The 21,740-nt window shown below is 45.3% G+C and carries 19 protein-coding genes; 8 read left to right on the forward strand and 11 right to left on the reverse strand.

Annotation, left to right across the window (positions count from 1 at the left end; translation table 11 throughout):
- Positions 1 to 79: 79 nt before the first annotated feature.
- Positions 80 to 1,030: a transaldolase gene (gene tal / locus ACWPOD_RS01820; RefSeq protein WP_005396118.1), complete on the reverse strand. Its 951-nt coding sequence runs from the start codon at positions 1,028 to 1,030 to the stop codon at positions 80 to 82.
- 466 nt (positions 1,031 to 1,496) lie between these two features.
- Between tal and ACWPOD_RS01825 the strand changes: the two genes are divergently transcribed.
- Positions 1,497 to 2,498: a sugar-binding transcriptional regulator gene (locus ACWPOD_RS01825; protein ID WP_005396112.1), complete on the forward strand. Its 1,002-nt coding sequence runs from the start codon at positions 1,497 to 1,499 to the stop codon at positions 2,496 to 2,498.
- A 131-nt stretch (positions 2,499 to 2,629) separates the two neighbouring features.
- Positions 2,630 to 3,922 (forward strand): glycoside hydrolase family 18 protein, encoded by a 1,293-nt coding sequence (locus ACWPOD_RS01830; protein ID WP_456231476.1) that lies wholly within the window; start codon positions 2,630 to 2,632, stop codon positions 3,920 to 3,922.
- Positions 3,923 to 3,947: 25 nt separating this feature from the next.
- On the opposite strand, the gene ACWPOD_RS01835 is transcribed toward ACWPOD_RS01830, so the two are convergent.
- The 7 genes from ACWPOD_RS01835 to moeA form a co-directional block, all read right to left on the reverse strand.
- Positions 3,948 to 6,239, reverse strand: a complete 2,292-nt coding sequence (locus ACWPOD_RS01835) for a bifunctional diguanylate cyclase/phosphodiesterase (RefSeq protein ID WP_258626991.1) — start codon at positions 6,237 to 6,239, stop codon at positions 3,948 to 3,950.
- Positions 6,240 to 6,260: 21 nt separating this feature from the next.
- Positions 6,261 to 7,091 (reverse strand): sulfurtransferase, encoded by an 831-nt coding sequence (locus ACWPOD_RS01840; RefSeq protein ID WP_257898000.1) that lies wholly within the window; start codon positions 7,089 to 7,091, stop codon positions 6,261 to 6,263.
- Between the two features lie 39 nt (positions 7,092 to 7,130).
- Positions 7,131 to 7,427, reverse strand: a complete 297-nt coding sequence (locus tag ACWPOD_RS01845) for a hypothetical protein (protein WP_005396101.1) — start codon at positions 7,425 to 7,427, stop codon at positions 7,131 to 7,133.
- A 140-nt stretch (positions 7,428 to 7,567) separates the two neighbouring features.
- Positions 7,568 to 8,023 (reverse strand): hypothetical protein, encoded by a 456-nt coding sequence (locus ACWPOD_RS01850; RefSeq protein ID WP_047008137.1) that lies wholly within the window; start codon positions 8,021 to 8,023, stop codon positions 7,568 to 7,570.
- A gap of 10 nt (positions 8,024 to 8,033) precedes the next feature.
- A complete protein-coding gene (locus ACWPOD_RS01855; protein ID WP_167427344.1) occupies positions 8,034 to 10,145 on the reverse strand; it encodes an LruC domain-containing protein in 2,112 nt (703 codons plus the stop codon).
- Between the two features lie 185 nt (positions 10,146 to 10,330).
- On the reverse strand, positions 10,331 to 11,080 hold the full coding sequence (gene moeB, locus ACWPOD_RS01860; RefSeq protein ID WP_109168985.1) for a molybdopterin-synthase adenylyltransferase MoeB: 750 nt from the start codon (positions 11,078 to 11,080) through the stop codon (positions 10,331 to 10,333).
- Between the two features lie 9 nt (positions 11,081 to 11,089).
- A complete protein-coding gene (gene moeA / locus ACWPOD_RS01865; RefSeq protein WP_167427345.1) occupies positions 11,090 to 12,325 on the reverse strand; it encodes a molybdopterin molybdotransferase MoeA in 1,236 nt (411 codons plus the stop codon).
- A gap of 287 nt (positions 12,326 to 12,612) precedes the next feature.
- Here moeA and folE point away from each other — a divergent pair, with 287 nt between their 5' ends.
- Positions 12,613 to 13,266 carry a GTP cyclohydrolase I FolE gene (folE, locus tag ACWPOD_RS01870; RefSeq protein WP_006741127.1) on the forward strand — a complete coding sequence of 218 codons (654 nt, stop codon included), beginning with the start codon at positions 12,613 to 12,615 and terminating at the stop codon, positions 13,264 to 13,266.
- Between the two features lie 275 nt (positions 13,267 to 13,541).
- Entirely contained in the window at positions 13,542 to 14,780 is a 1,239-nt protein-coding gene (locus tag ACWPOD_RS01875) for an NRAMP family divalent metal transporter (RefSeq protein ID WP_456231477.1), read from the forward strand.
- A gap of 47 nt (positions 14,781 to 14,827) precedes the next feature.
- Here the strand turns inward: ACWPOD_RS01875 and ACWPOD_RS01880 are convergent, their stop codons facing one another.
- Positions 14,828 to 15,793 carry a TDT family transporter gene (locus ACWPOD_RS01880; protein ID WP_119184670.1) on the reverse strand — a complete coding sequence of 322 codons (966 nt, stop codon included), beginning with the start codon at positions 15,791 to 15,793 and terminating at the stop codon, positions 14,828 to 14,830.
- A gap of 243 nt (positions 15,794 to 16,036) precedes the next feature.
- A complete protein-coding gene (gene clcA / locus ACWPOD_RS01885) occupies positions 16,037 to 17,440 on the reverse strand; it encodes a H(+)/Cl(-) exchange transporter ClcA (protein WP_074190503.1) in 1,404 nt (467 codons plus the stop codon).
- A gap of 491 nt (positions 17,441 to 17,931) precedes the next feature.
- Between clcA and ACWPOD_RS01890 the strand changes: the two genes are divergently transcribed.
- Positions 17,932 to 18,510, forward strand: a complete 579-nt coding sequence (locus tag ACWPOD_RS01890) for a hypothetical protein (protein ID WP_456231478.1) — start codon at positions 17,932 to 17,934, stop codon at positions 18,508 to 18,510.
- Here the strand turns inward: ACWPOD_RS01890 and ACWPOD_RS01895 are convergent.
- Positions 18,491 to 18,904: a helix-turn-helix domain-containing protein gene (locus ACWPOD_RS01895; protein ID WP_005396084.1), complete on the reverse strand. Its 414-nt coding sequence runs from the start codon at positions 18,902 to 18,904 to the stop codon at positions 18,491 to 18,493. The genes ACWPOD_RS01890 and ACWPOD_RS01895 overlap by 20 nt on opposite strands.
- Before the next feature lie 95 nt (positions 18,905 to 18,999).
- Here ACWPOD_RS01895 and ACWPOD_RS01900 point away from each other — a divergent pair, with 95 nt between their 5' ends.
- From ACWPOD_RS01900 to ACWPOD_RS01910, 3 genes are all read left to right on the forward strand, one after another.
- Complete coding sequence (locus ACWPOD_RS01900; RefSeq protein WP_456231479.1) at positions 19,000 to 19,908, forward strand: aldo/keto reductase; 909 nt, start codon at positions 19,000 to 19,002, stop codon at positions 19,906 to 19,908.
- Between the two features lie 367 nt (positions 19,909 to 20,275).
- The gene (locus ACWPOD_RS01905; RefSeq protein ID WP_006741121.1) at positions 20,276 to 21,280 is read left to right on the forward strand and encodes a response regulator; all 1,005 of its coding nucleotides are present in this window, start codon (positions 20,276 to 20,278) and stop codon (positions 21,278 to 21,280) included.
- A complete protein-coding gene (locus ACWPOD_RS01910) occupies positions 21,280 to 21,717 on the forward strand; it encodes a PAS domain-containing protein (RefSeq protein WP_005396081.1) in 438 nt (145 codons plus the stop codon). The genes ACWPOD_RS01905 and ACWPOD_RS01910 overlap by 1 nt, the downstream gene beginning before the upstream one ends.
- The last annotated feature ends 23 nt before the right edge of the window (positions 21,718 to 21,740 follow it).

Consider the following 21,740-nt stretch of genomic DNA (forward strand, 5'->3'; position numbering starts at 1 on the left):
AAACAAGTTCAAATAGAAAATCTTGAATAAGCGCTGATGGTAAAAGCGAGTAGACGGGCTACTCGCTTTTGGTAAGCAATTAAAGCTTAGCTTCGATCATCGCTTCTAGTTTACCTTGGTCAACGGCGAAGTTGCGGATGCCTTCAGCCAGTTTCTCAACCGCCATTGGGTCTTGGTTGTGTTCCCATAGGAACTCAGAATGAGTCATTGGTGCAGGACGCTCAGCTGCGCCTTTAGAATCAACTAGCTTCTCAACCACTTCACCTTCTGCAGCTTCTAGCTCAGCAAGTAGAGCAGGCGCGATAGTTAGACGGTCACAGCCAGCTAGTTCTAGGATCTCACCGATGTTACGGAAGCTTGCGCCCATTACGACAGTTTTGTAGCCGTACTCTTTGTAGTAGTTGTAGATCTTAGTTACAGACAGTACGCCTGGATCTTCTGAAGCTTCGAAGTCACGGCCTTCTTTCGCTTTGTACCAGTCCATAATACGGCCAACGAATGGAGAGATTAGGAATACGCCAGCTTCTGCACAAGCACGCGCTTGAGCGAATGAGAATAGAAGCGTTAGGTTACAGTTGATGCCTTCTTTCTCTAGGATTTCTGCTGCGCGGATACCTTCCCAAGTAGACGCTAGTTTGATAAGGATGCGGTCGTTAGTGATGCCTGCATCGTTGTACATTTTTACTAGTTGACGTGCTTTCGCTACGCTTCCTTCCATATCGTAAGATAGGCGTGCGTCAACTTCTGTAGAGATACGACCTGGAATAGTTTTTAGGATTTCTTTACCGATGTTTACTGCAAGCATGTCACAAGTGTCTTGAACTTGTTGAGCTTTGTCGTTGCTCTGTGCTTTAGCATATTCGATTGAAGCATCGATTAGAGGTGCGTACTCTGCGATTTGAGCGGCTTTCAGGATAAGAGAAGGGTTAGTTGTTGCGTCTTCTGGTTGATACTTTTTGATTGCATCAATTTCGCCAGTGTCTGCTACTACAGTCGTTAGTTTACGAAGTTGCTCTAACTTGTTGCTCATAATCGATCATCCTATTTAAATGGGCTTAAGCGTGATTTTTGTTATCACAGCTTGTGCATTTGCAAGCGAGTTAGCTAATCGTCTCATCGCATTTAATGAGACATCTGCTCAGCCAACTACGGAAAATTTCGTTACCGAACAAATGCAATGAACATTTGATCGATAGCTGAGTAAATGATGTGTCCATATTTATCCTATCTATGCTGAAAGTCAATCGCTGAAATCGACTTATAGTGAACTTCATCAACGTTTTTTTACTGTGTGTGTAGTGGTTAACCCAAATAAACGTTTGCCCTTATTGTTCAAAGGTTGAGCGTTGTACGTGAGGGTAAAAAATTGTAGTGAGAAAATGTTATTGCGATGAGCAAATGTAGCGTTTAAATTGATAAAGAACATATGCTAAGTCGATGAGCATATGCTCACTTATTGCATACAATATCGATCCTCTTAAAGGGCGAGAGAAACCATGAGCAGTTCTAATCAAGATATTTCCATTGAAAACACGGATTTGTTGACAGAGATTTCCGTCGCGTATTATCAAGACGGTGCGACTCAGGAAGAGATATCGAGAAAATTTGCCATATCACGCGCAAAGGTCGGGCGAATGCTCAAGCAGGCGCGTGATGAAGGCATCGTTGAAATCACCGTTAAATACCACCCGGTGTTTAGCGCCAAGATTGAGCAACGTTTGATCGAGCGATTCGGCGTTAAGCGTGCGCTTGTCGCTCTTGATCAGCCAAATGAAGAGGCACAGCGACTACAGGTGTCGGGATTGGTGTCCAATTATCTCACCAGCACGCTTAAAAACGGCATGGTGGTGACCGTTGGACAAGGGCGTAACGTATCTTCCGTCGCTCACCATATTGGTGTTATTACGCCGCGTGACTGTAAATTTGTATGTGGTATCGGCGGTATTCACCCACGTGGTGGTATGTATAACGCCGATCACATTTGTCGTCAGTTAGCGAAAAAGTACGGTGGAACGTCCGAAACTCTCTATGCGCCGGCTTATGCAGAGAACAGAGAACAGAAGTTGGCTTTCATGCAAAATGCAACCGTGAAACAAACGCTCGACCTAGCACGTAAAGCTGATGTCGCTTTGGTCGGTATTGGTGACATGAGCGAAAACAGCTACATGGTGGACTTAGGTTGGTTTACGCCTGATGAAGTGGTTCAGTCGAGACTTCAACAAGGCGTGGTCGGGGACTTTGCAGGTTATGATTTCTTTGATATTCACGGTAATGTTGCCAACACCGTAATGAGTGACCGAGTGATTGGCCTTGGTATTGAAGAGTTTCGCCCAATATCGGAAGTCATCGCGATTGCAGCGGAGAACAGTAAGCCGCTCGCCTTACTTGGAGCATTAAGAACCGGAGCGATAGACGTGATCGCCACAAGCGTCAGCAATGCATTAACGGTACTCAACTTAGATGAGCAAATGCACGGCAACGCGGCATCTGAGAGTTAGCACAAATAATATGCAACTTATGTAATCAGGCTGCGAGGAGTTATAAATGACTCGCAGCCTGATTTCGTTTTCAAGTTAAAAATATTCTCTAGGAGTAGCTTTAAATTTGTACATCTACTCTGGAGAACACAATGAAAAAGACACTTCTTGCTGCACTGATTATGGGGCTGACTGGTGCGGCGCAAGCTGAGCAAAAAGTCGTGGCGGGTTACTTTGCGGATTGGCAGTACGCAAATGCAGAAAACCCATACACGGTGAACGATATTCCCGCCGATAAGCTGACACACGTGATTTACGCGTTTCTTAGTATGTGCGGCCCTCATGCCGGTGCTTCTGAAACGGTACAAAAACTGGTTGCCGAACAATGTGAAGGAAAAGATCCGTATACGGCGATCATTGTCGATACCGAAGCAGCATTAGAAAAGGACTTTGGCGATGTCTCCGTTAACGTGCCATACAAAGGCCACTTCGCTCAACTTGCTGAAATGAAGAAACAACATCCTGATCTCAAAATTCTCCCTTCTTTTGGTGGTTGGACAATGTCCGAACCGTTCCATGCTATGGCAAAAAACAAACAAGCGATGGATCAATTCTCAAAAACTGCCGTTGAGTTGATTGCTCAATATGATTTCTTTGATGGTATTGATCTGGATTGGGAATACCCTGGTGGTGGCGGTTTAACAACGTCGCCTTGGAATCCTGACACCAAGCTTTCTGATGAGCAAAAAGTATCTGAGCGTGATGCCTTTACCTATTTGGTGAAAACCATGCGTGCAGAATTAGATGAACTCACAAATCAAACCAAACGTGAATACGAGCTCTCTACTGCTGTTGGCGTTGGTCCAAAAGCAGCAGGTATCGATTGGAAAGCCGCGGAGCCGTACCTAACTAACATGTTTGCGATGACGTATGACTTCCTTGGTGGTTGGGGGCAGCAAACCGGGCATACTACCAACTTGCATGCGACTGAGCGAAGCTGGTGGGGCATGGGCGCAGACGTGTTCATCAATCAGATGATTGAGCTCGGTATTCCAAGTGAGAAACTGGTGATTGGCGCTGCGTTTTACGGGCGTGGCTGGCAAGGCACCAAAGACTTCTCGGGTGGCTTACCAACGCAAGATCTTGTATCCGAGCAAGGAGCGCAGTTTGGTACGGGTGAGAACGGCTATTTCATGTTTTGGGATTTGGTGAAGAACTATGGAGCGGAGCAGGGCTACGAGTACAAGTATGATGAGCAATCTCAAGCGCCTTACTTGTGGCATCCTGTAAAGAAAGTCTTTATCTCTTACGAAGATCAACGCTCGATCAAAGCCAAAGCAAATTGGGCTAAACAGGCGAACTTAGGCGGTATTTTTACTTGGGAATTGTCAGGCGATCCGAAAGGAGAGTTGGTGGAGGTGATGTACCAAGAAATGAATAAATAAAACCTTCTAAGCAAAGCGATCGTAGTTATTCAACTACGGTTTCTTTGCTTTGGTTCTGCTTCGTAAAAGCGATCAAGTCTTCAAGCGATAAAGGTTTAGAGTAGAAGTAGCCCTGAATCAAATCACAACCGCAAGCTTTTAACTCATTCAGTTGTTGCAGCGTCTCTACTCCTTCAGCCAGTACTTTCATTTCAAAGTTTTTGCCGATAGAAATGATATTCTTAACCATATTCAGCGCTTTTTTGTCATGCTCAATGTGATCGACAAAGCTCTTGTCAATCTTCACCTCGTCAATAGGTAGCGTACGCAACATGCTTAATGAAGAGTAGCCAGTCCCGAAATCATCGAGCGAGATTTTAAAGCCAAGAGCATGCAAGCGCTCGCAAATTGGTGCGAACTTTTCAAGATCTTCAATAAACAGGTTTTCGGTGATCTCTAGGGTAATCTTTGAACATTCGATGCCGCGTTTCTCAATAGCATTCATAAGATTAGTAATGAATTTGGCGTGAACAAACTGTTTGACCGAGATGTTAATAGACATCTGGATAGATGTATCAATATTACCAGTCAGTTTAGCCATATCTGTCAGGCTATTTTCAATGATTTGTTCACCAATACGAACCATCAACCCTGTGCTTTCTGCGACGGGAATAAATTCACTTGGTGGGACTAAGCCGAGCTCATCATCACTCCAACGAATAAGCGCTTCGACACCATAAATATCGCCTTCTAGGTTTAACTGAGGTTGATAAACCATATGAAGCGCTTGCTTATCTATCGCGAGCCTCAAGCGTTGCTCAATTTTCATTTTACGCAGGTGTGTAGCTTGCATCTGCTGATTGAACAGGCTGTATACGTTGCGTTGTTTTTTCGCTTGATACATCGCAATATCGGCTGACAGGAGCAATTCATCTAATGTTTCACCATGGTGTGGATAGCAGGCAATACCAATACTGCAACTGAGCAGGAACTGACTGTCATTGACTTCGTAGGGTTCTGATAGCGCCTTTATTAAGTCGCTCGCTAGTCTTTTAACGCTTACTTCATCAATTCGATTCGTTAGAAAAATAAACTCGTCACTGGCTTCACGGATGATTAATCGGCCATCGTTAACAAAGGTGTTTAAGCGGATAGATATTTGTTTTAGAACTTCGTCGCCAAAGTCATGACCATGTGTGTCGTTGACTGATTTGAAATTATCAATATCGATAAACATCAAAGAAAAAGGGTTCCCTTTCCCAGAAAGCCAGTGTCGAATGTTTGCGCGTAGGTACTCTCGGTTTGGTAATCCAGTGAGATGATCGTGGTTCGCTTGATAGAGCAAACGCAGTTTTGTTTTATGTTCATTGTTCGCAATGGAGCGGAATAAAGCGTAAAAAGCACCTTGGACGATAAGAAAAACAATCGAGTACAGTGCAAACTGTTCGTAAAATCCGCGCTTAATAAAATTCAAATCTGTCGAGGAAGAGGCCCAAAGATGATAATCAGGAAGGTATCTCAATGTGATTAACTCACTCAGGCGAGAATTGTCGACAACAATATTTAGCGCTCGTGTGAGCTTTTTTAGTTGCGCTATATCCCAGCCTGAATCTTTTGTGATTTGAGCCATAACGGCTTTTATATCTAAATCATTGGCAGGTTTTAGGTAATCTTCTAGGGTTGTGTCTTCTGACGAGCTAAAAGTAAGGTAGCCATCACTGCGGATCAATGTGACCCGGTTGTGCTCATTGGCATGGATGTCGTTACGAAAAACCGAAGATGAATTCATATTAAAGCCAGCCGTCATCACTGCTTGTACAACACCATCTTTATTTGGAATTGCTTTTCGGATCGGAATCACAAGTGAATCTTGAGCTGGCATAAAATACGTTCGACCTATAATCATTCGGTCGGAGTTGAGCGCTGCCAAAAAGGTATCACGAGTCAATGGATCTTGTTTTAGATTATGCAGCTTTGCCAAGATCAAGTTGGAGCTTACGGCGATGTAGTCTCCATCGGGGTTGGTTAGGCCGAATCCAATAATCGCCGGATGGATACTGAGCAGTTTGTCCAGCATCGGGCGAGTTTGAACTGCTGCTGTACGAGTAAAGTCATTTCTCTCGACCAACTGATGACCAATGACTTCAAGTAACGATTCTTGTCCTTTCAGAAGTGATTCGACAGAAGAGGCAAACAGCTCCAATTGTAGGAGCTGCTTATCTTTGTACTTATTCAGGGTTGACTCATAATGGTAGCGGCCAAACAACACGAACAGCACGGCACTTATCGTAAGTAGCGCCATGTATAGTGTCCAAATGTTCTTCTTTAACCTGACCATGCCGCTTCGATAGCTCCTAGATTAGCGAGTAATGGGTAATGAGTGGTCTGCGCCCCATTCTGTCCATGACCCGTCATAGACCGATAAATCACGCCAACCTAACTGGTATGCTGCTAGCAGCAAAATACAGGCCGTTACACCTGAGCCACAACTGAAAATGATTGATTTATCATTATATAACGTTAGTGCACTAAATGCTTGTTTCAATTCCGAGTCTGCCTTTATAAAGCCATTACTCAATAATGTTTGGAAAGGGAGGCAAACAGAATTAGGAATATGACCAGAACGCAGTCCTTCTCTTGGCTCTGGTACCTCGCCTAAAAAACGTGCACGTGAGCGAGCGTCAACAATGTTTGCACTGCAATTGTTTGAGTACTCTAATATTGCATTTGCGTCCAAAAAAGCATGTTTATTTAATTTCCCGGTAAAGTTTCCGAGCTGCTTAGCTTCTGACAAGACACCCGTGACAGGCAGTCCAGCCTCAATCCAAGCCGGGAGGCCACCATTAAGCACTTTGACATTATTGTGCCCCATTGCCTTAAACATCCACCATGCGCGCGGAGAGGCGAGTGTTCCTGAGTTGTCATAAACAACAATAAGGTCTTCGTTGTTCAGGCCAAGTTTCTGAGCGCTGTTATTAAATTCTTCTTCTGTTGGCATCATATGAGGGAGATTGGTATCTGGCAGACAAAAGTCATTGTCGTAGTCGAAACGCAATGAGCCTGGAATCCACTTATTGGTGATCTTTTTCCCTTCGGAAGGAATTTGAAAACGAATACTCGCGTCTAGAAGTTTTACATTTGGTTGGTCTAATAAAGCATGAAGTTCTTTGGCATCGATCAATGCTTGCATGGTTAAATCCTTCTGATTTGGGAAGTTCGCACAGTATCTTTACTCACAGCGAATGAATGAAAGGGATGAGTCAAAACTTGAGCGGGATGCTTGGTGGAACAACGCAATAGAGCCCACTGGACAAGATGCGGACACTGGAACCGTCACTCGTTGTTGCTCTATCTCAGGTGAATTAATAGTGAGGTACCGACGTTGACCATCAAGGGACTGAGTTAAAGTGTTGCTAATGACGGTGGCTGAAACCGTGTTTTCATCCGTTTGCTTAATGAGCAACAAGAGCACAAGTAGGGCAATGAAACCGCTGAAGACCAACATATAGGTTTTGGGATTATCCAATTTGCGCTCCATTGCTATTGTTTCAAGTAATCATTTTGTTTTACAACAAAAAAATCGCATGTTCAAAGAACGATGCGATTTTGTCTTAAAACCTGTGGCTTGCGCCAGTCCCGAGTATCAATGCTCACCAATAGAGCATCTTACATGCGCCATGTCGTATTTCCGGTTGAGACGACTTTTTGAAGAGGTTCTGAGCCATCGTAGAACCAAATTTCGACTAACAGGTTATCTTGGCTGTCCGAGGTGGAGAAGTCTAATTTAGCTTTCCCACTCGTCAGCGCAGCAGAAGCAATATTGCTCGAATATTTCGCTTGGTAGGTTCCAGACGCATCTTCACGGTACTCCTTATAAATGCTCAGATGTGCGCGCTGTAAAGAGTAACCACTAATATCTACCGCAAGTGAGCTTTCTAACCTTGGGTCATAATCGAACCCATCTGGTACGTCTAAATTTTGCATGCTTGGCTCTTCAACAATAACGGTAGTTTGAGCTGGAGGTGGAGTAGCGCTATCGTTGCTTTTGTCTCCACCGCCGCCACCGCCACCGCCGCAGGCTGTTAACGCTAATCCCATGATGATTGTGATTAAGTTTTTCATGATGCTTCTCCTATGGAATGTAACGTTTGTTTGCTTTAGGTAGGGTATGCCAGTTTGCTCCTTCTCGCCCACCAGACTCGGCGTAGGTGGCAAACTCTGGGTAAGCGTCTACTAAGTCAACTTTCTCTAGCGGCCAATTCCACTCTTCGACGATAAGCAATGCCCAAGGAAGATTGTTCGCTGTTTTGAAGTACACGCCTCGAGTCGGGTCACTTGCGTCTACGCCCACGCCATATAGGTTTGCGTCATCAAACTGCTCAGTTGGTGCTTGGTCTGGCAAATGTACTTCCCATTTTCTACCTGGTTGAAAGGTGATACCATCGCCGTGATATGTATTGGGTGTGGCAAAGATAAATGGGTCATAAGGCATGGCCTGTAGCGCTGAGCGGTCGGCTCCTTCCTTAAAGTAGATGGTCAGTGTGAAAGACAACGCGACGTTATCATTACAACCCGTTTGGGTTCTAAAATACGCACATTGACTTTGCGCATACTGACTGAGGTCGTCACTGATAATGAAGATGGCTTCTTCTGATATAGCTTCTAGACCGTTGGTCGGTTGTTCTTTGCCATTAAACGTTAGCTTTGTTAAGCCGTTTTCAATGCTTGCTTTCGAAACGCCAGGTAGACGAATAGCAAAGCCATTTTTATAGCCAGCCCCATAGGCGGCCAGATCTCCGCTAATTTGGATATTTTCCACCGTGCCGTCCATACGTGTTTCAGTCATACGGAACTTAATTACAACGTCATTCATGTCGTAGTCAGCGGTGTAAGGCCAGTTGTCTTCATACGCGACCGTTGCGTAGGAATCGGCACTTGGGAAGTGCTGTACGGATACGCCGTTTTCAGTGATTGTGATTGGGTAATCTTCTACTTCACCTGATGTTGATCCGCCATCGAAGTTCAGACCAGTTTGTTGGCTAAAGCGGAATCGGCTCCAGCTAGGACCTGCGGTTGCCAGTTCAGAGACGACAAATGGAAGCGTATTGCTGCCTGCAGAGAGTAACTCATCAGTGAATACTTGCTCACCTTCGTCAGCAAAGTCACCATCTCGGTTCCAGTCAAACCAAGCTGACAAGTAGCCGGATGTCGATGCAGTTACGTTCACTAGTGAACTTAACCCTGGGTCGAGTGCGGTAACAAAGCCGACGCCATCTTCATCTGCTGTACCAACTTTGTTATCTCCAGACGGAGCCACTTGTCCATCGGCATCACCATCTGGCGCAATTGTGCCAAGCCAAGTTACACCATCAACAGCGTGGCGTGGTCCGTTAGAAGAAAGCAAGGTAGCGTAAGTGTCAGGTGCGTCACCAAAGTCAATTGGCTCGTCTTCGTCAATAACAGGAGCGTTCGCGCATCGGGCACCGTCATTTTGGCTGGAACTTGGACCGTTAGACACAAACTCTACAGCAGGAACAATGCCCGCAGCGATATTGGCTGCATTGTTTTCTGATAAGTCGACGCGATAAATTTTGCCGTCCTGATTACGCGATACGTAGTAGTTTCCGTTTACATCAAAGTAGCCTGCACCAAAGGTACCCGTTTCCCCTGTATTGCCGATCGCGGTTGCTTGGCCTGTTTTTGTATCGAATTTATACAATACGCCAGACCCATTATCGATACCATAGAGCGCCCCGTCGCCAGGGTGGAACGCAAAGTCGGTTAAACTCACGCTTGCATTTGATGTGATTTTATTCAGGGTTAAGGTAGCATTTGGGTCCGTATCTAACGGCGACAGATCAATGGAAAATAGTCCTTTACCTTTGCGATACAAGTAGTAGACGTGGTTGTACACGTCGCCGACAAAAAACGTATGGCTAGGAAGCCCTTGTACGTTGAGAGTTTCTGCTTGAAAGTCCTGGCCTAAACGTACGATTTTCAAGTTGGTTGTATCGTAACCATAGATGTATCGATCAGTGAAGTTGAAACCGACGCCGTTAATACCAGATGCTAAGCCCACATCGTCGGTCAGTAACTTGGTTGATCCGGTAACCAGATTAACGCCGTAAACTTGCACTGGGGTCGATTGGAATAAATATGCTTTGCTCGGACAAGTGTCGAATGGCGCTGCGCTTACGTATGCGCTTGCGAACAGAGATCCAAGTAATAGTGATGTCCTTTTCATGATTCGCCCTCTCATTGGTTTGTATGATATGCAATGAAAGGAATGTGCCAGTTTTTAACTTACTGTTTATAATGAATTTTATATCGGTAAGTTATTTGGTTCGAAATATGAATCTCAGAATAAGAAAAAGCTCAACGTTACGTTGAGCTTTTTGAGAATCTTCATTGATAAGCTGACAGCGTTACTTAGCCACAAACAGGGCAGGTCGGCATTTTCATCAAATTCATTTCCCGCCAGGACATGCTAAACGCATCGAGAATGAGGATCTTCCCTTTTTTGGGTTGGCCGTAATTTGCAATCACCTTGATGGTTTCCATCGCTTGTACAGCGCCAACAATACCCACAACAGGCGCCATTACGCCAGCTTCAACGCAACTTAATGCACTGCTGCCGAATAGCGCGCTCAAACACTGATAGCACGGTTGAGTTGGGTCGTCGTACGTAAACACACTCACTTGGCCTTCCATACGAATGGCTGCACCAGAAATAAGCGGTGTTTTTGTTGCAAAGCAGAGTCGGTTGAGTTGATTGCGAGTGTCGACGTTATCTGAAGCATCGACCACCACAGTGTGTTGTTCAATCAAAGCTTGAAGTTGAGCATCATCGAGACGTTTAGCAACGGTGTTTACTTCGATATGAGGATTAAGTTCCCGCAACGCATCCGCCGCGGAGTCAACCTTTTTACGGCCAATATCGGCGTCGTGGTGCAATACTTGGCGTTGTAAATTGGAGAGTTCAACAATATCGTCATCGATAAAAGTAATATTGCCAACACCAGCCGTGGCAAGGTATTGGCTAGAAGCGCAACCTAAACCGCCAGCACCCAAAATAAGCACCGAGCTTTGTTTGAGCGCTTCTTGCCCTTCGAAATCGAACTGACGAAGAATGATCTGGCGGTTATAGCGCAGCATCTCCTGATCGGAAAGAATATCCACGGTACGTTCCTAGTATAACGTTGAGTTAAACAGTTGGATTTGAACCGTTTCGCCAACTTCCACACGGCCACGCTCACGTTCCAACACAACAAAGCAGTTTGCCAAACTCATTGAGCGAAAGGCTCCTGAACTTTGGTTGCCAGTGGTTTCAACGACAAATTTACCGTTTTCTAGAGTATAGATACCGCGTTGGTAGTCCGTGCGGCCTGGCGCTTTCTTAAATGCAGTTTTTGTCGTAGCAGGGATAGACTCAGGTGCTTTCCATTCAGTATGGCCAGCCAATTTAGCCAACATTGGTTGAACAAGTACGTACATGGTTAGCACCGCAGATACAGGGTTACCTGGTAGCCCACAGAACCAAGCAGTACTTAACTTGCCAAATGCGAAAGGTTTACCCGGCTTGATTGCCAGTTTCCAGAAACCGATTTCGCCAAGTTCTTCAAGAATGTCTTTGGTGTAATCTGCTTCACCAACGCTGACACCGCCAGACGTTACAACCACATCCGCAAGCGTTTGTGCTTTTTCAAACGTTGCTTTTAATGTTTCTGGGCAATCAGGGATAATGCCAAGATCAATCGCTTCACAACCAAAGTTTTCAATCAGCGGCTTAATACCGTAACGATTACTGTCGTAGATTTGCCCCGCCTTGAGTGGCTCACCCAATGGTTTAAGTTCATCACCTGTGGAGAAAAATGCCACCTTTGGCTTACGCACGACGGTGACATGGCTGACACCAAGAGAGGCAATCATTGGAATATCGCGCGGTGTCAGGCGCGCGCCTTTTGCCAATACAATATCGCCTTGCTTGATGTCGTCACCCGTAGGGCGGATGTTATTTTGCGGCTTCACATCCGTTTGGTTGAACTGGATACCAGCGTCGGTCACTTCCGTATTTTCTTGCATGATAACGGCATCACAGCCTTCCGGAATTTTCGCGCCAGTCATGATTCGAACACAAGTGCCTGCCGGCCATTCACTTTCAAAAGGCTGACCAGCGAAGGATTTACCTGCCAGAGGCAACACAGTAGACACTTCTAGGTCTTGAATACGAATGGCATAACCGTCCATTGCTGAATTGTCGAAAGGGGGCACGTGAATTGGCGATAAAATGTCTTCAGCCAGCACAAAGCCCAGAGCGTCAGCAAGAGGAAGAGAAAGTGTCGTTTGGATAGGTTTGATTCGCGATAGCATCTTATCCATCGCTTCTTCAATTGGCATCAAGCCAGGTGCGTCGCAGCAGCCCATTGAGATAATCCTATGTTCTTTTGTTTTGTGGCAACTCTACCATAAAAGGGGACCGAGTAAGAATGTCCACCTATAAAATATGGGTGTAATTATTCAAAAATCCGAGTATCCTTGTCACCCATCCGAAAGGGGTAAAGTTCCTACGGAGCATGAGAAAATAGCTCAGTGTATTCTTGTTATGTGCCTTGGCGTTATAAACATCGGACTGAGCGACTTTAACGCTACGGGATGAAAACACGGCAATTGTATTTCACACCGAGAGTGGTAGTTACAAAAGAGGAAGTGGAATGTCAGGTCTTAGCGAGTCAGCAAAGTTAGTGAAAGAAGCGCTAGAGCAACGCGGGTTAGAAACACCAATGCGCCCTAATGCCGTTAGCCGTGAAGAGAAGAAGGAAAAGATTGAATACCACATGCGTGAGATTCTTGGTCTGCTTCAGCTCGACCTTACGGATGATAGCTTAGAGGAAACGCCACACCGCATTGCAAAAATGTACGTGGACGAGATTTTCTCTGGTTTGGATTACTCCAACTTCCCCAAGATCACAGTTATCGAAAACAAGATGAACGTGAGCGAAATGGTTCGCGTGAAAGACATTACTGTGACCAGTACGTGCGAACACCATCTTGTGACAATCGACGGAAAAGCCGCTGTTGCTTATATTCCTCGCGGTAAGATCATTGGCTTGTCTAAGATCAACCGTATTGTTCGTTTCTTTGCGCAACGCCCTCAAGTTCAAGAGCGTATGACCCAGCAAATCCTTGTTGCTTTGCAAACATTGCTTGAGTCTGACGATGTAGCGGTGACTATCGACGCGACGCATTACTGTGTGAAATCACGCGGTGTGATGGATGCCACCAGTGAAACCACGACTACAGCGTTAGGTGGTATTTTTAAGAGCAACCCAGCGACCCGTGCTGAATTTCTGCATGGCCTGCGTTAATCAAATCGACAAATAAAATTGAGAGAGGATGGCGAGTTGCCATCCTTTTTTATATCTTTTATATCCAAATCATCGTCAAGTGAGCCGCAATAAATAGTAATTATGCAATTGTGTATTGACAGTCACATTCGTTGCTCTTAATATATGCGCCCAATGAACGGCTACAACTTGTAATCGTTTGTTTTAAAAAGAGATATTTCTCTAAGTTCAGCTGATCTCGGTCAGTTGTCTTTCTATTTTCTAATAATAGAAAGACAACAAATTTGGGACTCGGCATGACTACACAAAGCACTATCAGCACCTCCTCTATTTCAGCTCCAGTTACAGAAAGCCGTTGGCAAAAGAAAGCCATGCTCAGTGTCGCTTTTTTGATGGCGACAACCTCTGTTGGTCCCGGCTTTTTGACTCAAACCGCAGTCTTCACAAATATCTACAAAGTCGACATGGCATTTCCAGTTTTGGCTTCCATTTTTATCACGTTTGGTATCGTGATGAACTTGTGGCGTATTGTCGGCGTTTCTGGCATGCGAATCCAAGACATTGCGAACAAAGTGGCCCCCGGCATGGGTTATGGTGTTGGTATTCTCCTTGCGCTTGGTGCAGTGGCGTTTAACTTTGGCAACGTGAGTGGCGCAGCGTTAGGCATCAATGTGCTAACGGGCGTGGACACAACATGGGGCGCACTGTTTACCGGTGTCGTTGGCTGTTTGTTGTTTATGGTTCATAACGCCTCCAAACGAATGGACCAAATGGCCCGCTACCTTGGCTTGTTCATGATTGTTCTGATCGCATACGTGGCTATGACGAGCTTACCTCCGATGGGAGAGACACTAAGTGCAGCGGTGATGCCTATGGATGTTGGTAGTTTGCTTCTGCCTACGTTGACTATCGTTGGCGGTGCAGTTGGCGGTTACTACACGGGTGCACAACGCCTAGTAGACATCGGCTTGAAAGGCAAAGAGAACGTGCCTTCCATCACCTCAACAGCGTGGGCTGGTATCTCTATTGCGGTGGTTATTCGAATCCTACTGTTTTTGGCAGTGTTTGGCGTTATCGCGACAGGCGCAACGCTGGATACGGCTAACCCTGCGGCGGATGCTTTCCGTCAAGGTGCTGGCCAGCTTGGTTACTTCATCTTTGGCTTAGTACTGTTTGTAGCTTCCATCACGTCTGTGGTTGGCAACTCTTACATGGCTATATCATTAATTAAGACGCTTTTCCCAGTTGTCGCGCGAAACGAGAAAGCGTGGTGTGTTGGTTTCATTATCCTAACCTCGCTAGGCACGGTAACCATGGACATGCCAATTCTTCTTTTGATGCTAGCGGGCCTAGTGAACAGCATTATTCTTCCTATCGTTTTGGGCACTGTATTGGTTGCGACAAAACGCAAAGATATTGTCGGTGACTACCAACACCCAATGTACTTAACGCTAACTGGAGCAGCGATTGTTATCGTAATGGCGGCATCGAGTTTGACTAACATTGGGAACTTCATGGCGAAGTTTGCGGGTTGATGTCTTATTGATAGAGATAAACAGCGGCCTCAGATGAGGCCGTTTTTTTATGCTTGTTTAGAGGGCGACTTAACGATTTCTGGCCAATACATTTTGATGTAACCTGCCGATACCCAAACCACCAACACAGTCGCAATGCTGAGCTCTAAAAAGCCAAAATCGTGTAGCCAGTGCCAATGTGGATGCGATTCGGCAAAAAAGGAGGTTAAGCGGTGCATCGCAATGGCACTGATCACGGAAGGAAAGGTTACCGCCGCGATAGAAGGTTGAAACTTCAATCGAAGTAAGCGGAAGTAACACAGGTAGATCAATAACGTCATGGTGATAGCAATCCCTGCTAATGCGCCAGTCAGTATCGGATCGGGCAGGGGAAAGTTCACCAAGTATGCCGCCAATGACAAGTTTACCGGTGCGGCCATAATTGCGAGGGTCGGCCTGGCTCGTCTCGGTAGAGATCCGAAAAACACCAAACGATAGAGCACCAGCGGTAACATAAAGAAATAAATGCCAATGCACATCATCGCTAAGGTTTCAGAGAATAGGTTGTGACCCAATTGGGAGCCTGCTAATGAGCTGCTGATCAGTCCCACTGGATAGAGAAACCAGCTAGGTACAATATTCGACATTTTGAAGTTCATTAGCTGAAAGCTAAAAAACAGTACCATCATAGTAAAATGCAGCAAAAGTGCCATAAACCAGAGTGGATAAGCAATGATTGGCGCTACAGAAGCAAGATAATCTGCAAGGATCAGTAACGCCATACTCATGGGGGCCATTAAGCTACCGCTCAATGGGTGACGAATGTCGACCATAAATAATCGTGGATTCGTGGCATATTTTATCAGCACAGGGGCGAGTAAAAGCGCGCCGAGTGACGCTAAAAATGGGCGTATTGGTTCACCAATTTCAGGGACATAGAGTGCCCAAGCTTGTCCTAAACCTATCATACCTAGCGCTAACGCGGCTTGAGACGGCGGAACGCTATAAAACTGCACAAGTCTTCTCCAGTTCAAATCTACTCCATTTGATTTTTGCCTGAATGAAACGAAACGTGATGATTTGGATGAAATGCTCTATTTGAGTAGCGAATACTAGCAAGTTTAGAGAGTGCTTACTCATGAAAGGTGGTGAGGAAATATCAGAGAATGGTGTTTTTGTGAGTTTGGTATCGAATATTTTGGAAAAGATGTAAAAATGTAGAGTTTATCGCTCCAAACCCTTCGATAGTTTGGAGCGAAATAATAACAAAGCGAGAATTATGTCGATTGGTTTTCAGGAAGATCCTGCTGACGTAACTTATCGTTTTTGATTGTACGATGTAGCAACTGGCTGTAAATCGGTTGTCCGCCAAACAACTGAGCAATAATCACGGCACCTAAACAAGTAATGATAAGTGGTAGAATTAAGTAGTAGTTATTGGTCATTTCAATCACCAACAAAATGCCCGTGATCGGTGCGCGTACCGTTGCAGCAAACAGGGCCCCCATGCCCGCAATAGCAAATACGCCAGGTTCGATATCAAGCGTAGGAAGCAACACATCAGCACTCGCTCCGAATGCATAGCCAAACAAGGTCCCCAGAGCAAGCATCGGTGCAAAGATACCGCCCGGCGCACCAGAGCCAAAGCATAGCAACGTCGTGATGACGCGACCAAAGAAAAGCAGAACTAAAACGGATACCGAGTAGTTGCCATTGGTAATATCAGGAATAAGGCCGATGCCACCGCCAGTTAGCTGTGGCACGTATAAGAGAAGCAGACCAAAAATGCCACCAAGTAGTGAACCCACGATTAAATAGCGTTTACGATCGTTTTTGTGAATTGCGACAAAACTGTCTTGTGCCACGGTAATCAATTTATTGAAGATCACTCCGAATACGCCAAACAATGCGCCAAGCAATAAAAATAACCAAAGGGACTGAAGCTCTGGAGAGTGATATTGCGGCATTGTGATGACAGCGTCTTGCCCGTTGATGGCGCGAAACACAATGTTGGCCATAATAGCAGAGATGATCACCGCGCGAATTGAGATCAGAGAATAGCGAAACTGAGGTCGCATTTCCTCTACAACGAACATAATGCCTGCGAGTGGGGCATTAAAGGCGGCAGCCAAACCACCAGCGGCACCTGAAGCGAGTAGGGAATGACGAGTATCGTCATCTTTCACACGGAAAATATCGGTCACCATTCGACCAACTGCGCCGCCCATTTGAACTGTCGGACCTTCGCGACCAAGTACCATTCCGGAGCCAAGTGCACCCATGCCGCCGAAGAATTTAACAGGTAGAACTCGCCACCAACGCACTGGACGAATGTTGTCCATCGCGCCTTCTATTTCTGGGATGCCTGATCCCGCAGCCTCCGGAGCAAAGCGGTGAACAAGAAAGTAACCAATAAAAGCAAGCAACGCGCTGATCAGCACCGCAGCAAGCCAAAGAGGAAGTACGCTACCGATTTCGCTTCTTAGCCATTCGGTACGGGTTTCAGAAACAAAATGAACCGCAAGTTCGAAGTAAGTGCCGACAAAACCAGCTAGTGTGCCAACGATTGCGGCCATAATCAGGACAGAAAATGGTGTGGACCCTCGAGAGACAAACTGGTTAATCGCATCTTTCGGTACGTGCGCTAACACAGATTTCACAATTCTCTCTCGTTTGGTCATTAACAAGTTCTCCTGTTGCTGGTGGAAGGGACGCGAGAAAGTATACGCTTCGCAGAGTCTAGACCTAATCAATAAAGATGCAATTTAGCTTTTCACTATTGAGTGTTCGAAGTGTCGCGATGTCATTCATTCACCAAGACTGTGCTATTGCTCTCATAATTTGGGATAAAAAACTTGTTTTTTGAGCAAAATGAACCATGCTTTAGGTGTAAAGCAACATGACTGCTTCAGAAGGAGGGATGTGAGGTTTTACACACAATTTGGATGGATTCAAACCCTACGGTAAGTCCTCGTTTTATGTTCGGGATGCATCAATAGACATCTCCGATTCGCACACTCACGATTGAGTAACGAGGTAGAGGCGCACGCAAATGTGCGCCTTCTTAATTTCTGCTCTACAACTTTCCGCACTACTTGCCACTATTTTTATCTTGAACAATTTCTACTAGTCGGTAATGTCTGGGGTCGATGTTAATCAACCAGAGTAATTCATGCGCTTTTATCCTCGAGTCCTGTTTTCTTTATGTTGTTTTTCGGTAACGTTTCCAGCATTTTCGACGCCGAGTTGGTGGCAGGACACGTTGTCTGCAATGCCGTACTCCAATTTAAAAGAGCGTATAGAAACAAGGGGAGGCTGGTATCGCTGTGACGTGCAGCAGCAAGATGCTTCAACGTATTTCAGCACATTTTGTTTGGACGATTTTTCGTACTATCAGCAGCATCTGTATGGTGAAGTTGTTTTGGGAAAGGACAGTGCTCAGTTCTCTTTTTTGACCGAATATCAATGGCAAAGTCTCAATGACTTAATCCTCAATTTAAGAAAAGACGGGTTGGTTTTACGTAGTATAACTATCGGACAAGAGAACTATGACGTCTTTGAAGCGCTGGAAAAGAAATCTTCTGAGCTCGTCGATAAAGAAGTTATCTTGTTGATAAACCGCTATCCGCAAGAAATGATTCGAAGCTTATTTTGGGTAAAACCGGACGAGTTTTCGTCGCCATCACCGTCTTTAAATGTGGAATTGCACAGCGATGGCGAAATTATCGATGTTAAAGTGACTCGTTTTTAGATTCTTTATGGAGAGATAGGAAGGTCGCCATCGCAGACTCGTCCAAAAATCCATCCGATTTTTTGTGCGCGCGCAGGTATTGATAGCCAGCAATGAGCTTACGGTGCTGTTCTTCTGCCTCATCTGGCAACGGCTGATTCATAACGTGTTGAAATGCAAGTTTGTACGCATCCATATCTACGACTTCAGCGCGGCGATATAAATAACCACATCCGGTCGCTAACCATTCAAGAGAGCAGTTGGCTCGCATCGCAATTTGATTTGCTTTCGTTAGGCTCGGTTCACTGCCTTTTAAATATTTGCGTATTAAAGCTTCAGACACATCAACGCGCCGTGCAAATCCGCTGATGCTTTCTTCTCCGATCAAGGTGGCTAGGCGTTGGGCAAAAGACATATTTCGTACTCCAGTTCGAATTGCCAAAGTTTACCCGTTGAGCCGATGTGAAAACAAGACTACGATGAATGCAGATCAATTGAAGGAGAAAAACCATGGTTGCAAAAGTTGTAACTGCACCAAAAGGACCTGAGTTCTCAGAACTGGTTCAAGGATATTGGCGTGCAGTTGATTGGGGCATGACTGCTCAAGAGCGCTTGTCATTCCTCAAGCAACATATTGAGTTAGGCATTACCACGGTCGATCACGCAGACATATACGGTAATTACGAGTGTGAGAAGTTGTTTGGTGAAGCACTTGCTCTCGATAAGAGCGTGCGAGAGCAGGTTCAAATCGTCACAAAGTGTGATATCAACCTGTGTGGAGATAAAACACCAGAGCGTAAGATCAATCACTACGATACGAGTTCCGCTCACATCTACCAATCGGTGAATAACTCGCTTGAGCGTTTGAATGTGGACGAAATCGATGTGCTTTTAATCCATCGCCCTGACGTGTTAATGGATGCCGATGAAGTGGCTGAAGCATTCTCAGAGCTACACAAAGTGGGTAAAGTGAAGCACTTTGGTGTGTCTAACTTTACTCCACGTCAGTTCGAATTGTTGCAATCTCGTTTGGGTAAGCCTCTTGTGACTAACCAAGTGGAAATCAACCCGCTTAATTTTGAAGTTGCACACGATGGAACGCTTGATCAAATGCAAATGTTGCGTACGCGCCCAATGGCTTGGTCTTGCCTCGGTGGTGGCTCAATCTTCAGTGGTGACAGTGAGCAAGCCGTTCGTGTTCGCAACGAATTAGAAGCGATTCGCGAAGAAGTGGGGGCGACTAGCATTGACCAAGTGATTTACGCTTGGGTACGTCGTTTGCCATCTAACCCAATTCCAATCATTGGCTCTGGTAAGATTGAGCGTGTGCAAACGGCAGTAAATGCGCTGAATATCGAATTGACTCGAGAGCAATGGTATCGCGTATGGGTGGCTTCTAAAGGTCACGGTGTGCCATAGACGTGACATTTTATTGATGAATACATTATTCAAGGCACCCTATGAAAGGGTGCTTTTTTATTGCTACGCGATACCGATTTACCCAGTACTCATACTGAGCAGATAGAGTGGGAGTAAAAACGGATTTTTAATTTAAAATGCAACTTTGTGCTTATTTTTAATGGAGGCGTTTTATCCATGTTTGTTTCATGTCACTAAACAGCGAATGGGATGTTTGCTTTTTCGCCATTTTGTTCACTCATCCATTCATATTGCGTATGCTTATTGAATAAAAAAAGAAATAAAAACTCGTCCGTTTTCTCGTATTACATGCTGTAACAATCTGTTAGACTCCGGCGCAGATTGTGGAATATAAAAAGGTGATTGAATGTCTTTTCCCGTACTCATCTGTGATGATTCAGCGTTAGCACGCAAACAGATGGCGAGATCACTACCAGCCACATTGAATGCCGATATTACGTTTGCTATCCACGGAAAAAATGCGCTAGAAGAACTCGAAAAGAACGAGTTTAAATTGATGTTTCTTGATTTGACCATGCCAGAAATGGATGGCTTTGAAACACTAGAAAACATGCAGCGGTTAGGGAATACAACTCCGGTGGTTGTGGTGTCGGGGGATATCCAACCTAAAGCGAAAGAGCGCGTGTTCGCACTGGGTGCAAAAGCGTTTATTCAAAAACCGATCGCCAAAGATGAACTCAAGAATGCGCTTAAAGAGTTGGTTGAGCCAGAGCCTCGTCCTCAAATTATCACGCCTGTTTCTATTGAGTTACCGATTTTACGTCGTCGCGATATTTATATGGAAGTGGCGAACGTCTCTATTGGTCGAGCCGCAGATGCATTGGCGCGTCATTTTGATGTGTTTGTGCAATTACCGCTTCCGAACGTTAATATCTTCGAAGTGAGCGAACTACACATGGCACTCCGTGACTTAGCGTCGCATGATAACGTATCGGGCGTTTGTCAGGGCTTTTGTGGCGAAGGTATTGCGGGTGAAGCGCTGGTGATTTTGAGCGATTCGAGCGTATCGGATCTCAAGAAGTTGATGAAAGTGCCAGCTGATAGCGACGAACTGGAAGAGCTTGAGCTGCTCATGGATATTTCCAATATCTTGGTGGGGTCATTCTTAAATGGCTTGGGCGAACAATCTGAAGTGCGATTCTTCCAAAGCCCTCCAGTGCTTCTTGGTCAGCATATATCAATTGATTCGATCATTGAGTCTACGACGGGCGCATTCAGCCGCACCATGACATTCGAGGTGAGCTACAACATTGAGGGAACGTCAATCCGTTGTGATTTATTGTTTATGTTCGTCGATGAATCTTTGCCGCTGCTCGATAACAAACTGTCATATCTAATGGAGGAGTTCTAATGTTGAATATGCCAGCAGAGTTTGAACAATTCCATTGGATGGTAGACATGGTACAAAACGTCGACATGGGGCTCGTCGTCATTGACCGAGATTATAATGTGCAAGTGTGGAATGGGTTTATGACTCATCACAGTGGTTTGCAATCTCATGATGCAATTGGTCGTTCTATCTTTGATATCTTCCCTGAAATCCCGCAGGAATGGTTTAAGTTAAAAACAAAGCCCGTGTATGATTTAGGTTGCCGCAGCTTTATTACGTGGCGCCAGCGTCCTTACTTGTTCCGCTGCCGTAACGTACGTCCTGTCACTCAGCAAGCGGAGTTTATGTACCAGAACGTTACGCTGAACCCCATGCGTACACCGACTGGAAAAATTAATTCGTTGTTTTTATCTATACAAGACGCGACGGCTGAAGCATTGATGTCTCAGAGTCAGTAGCGATAAAAAAATTTCTCAAAAGC

This window comes from Vibrio sp. JZG120 (assembly GCF_053890955.1).